The sequence below is a fragment of the Pseudoalteromonas sp. T1lg10 genome (assembly GCF_002964545.1).
Lineage (GTDB): Bacteria > Pseudomonadota > Gammaproteobacteria > Enterobacterales > Alteromonadaceae > Pseudoalteromonas.
Map to the genome: position 1 here is coordinate 1 of NZ_PQBV01000028.1, position 270 is coordinate 270.

A 270-nucleotide genomic window follows, 5' to 3' on the forward strand; every position below is an offset into this window, starting at 1 on the left:
ACTGTACGACCACCTTCACGGATCGCGAAACGTAGACCTTCGTCCATCGCGATTGGGCAGATTAGTTCAACAGTCATCTTGATGTTGTCACCAGGCATTACCATTTCTACGCCGTCTGGTAGTTGGATGTCACCAGTTACGTCAGTTGTACGGAAGTAGAACTGTGGACGGTAGCCTTTGAAGAATGGCGTGTGACGGCCACCTTCGTCTTTAGATAGTACGTATACTTCTGCTTCGAACTTAGTGTGCGGGTTGATTGAACCAGGAGCG

The 270-nt window shown here is 49.3% G+C and carries 1 pseudogene; it reads right to left on the reverse strand.

The features are described from left to right. Positions 1–270 (reverse strand): annotated as a pseudogene (gene tuf, locus C2M17_RS08440) (elongation factor Tu); the annotation flags it as partial.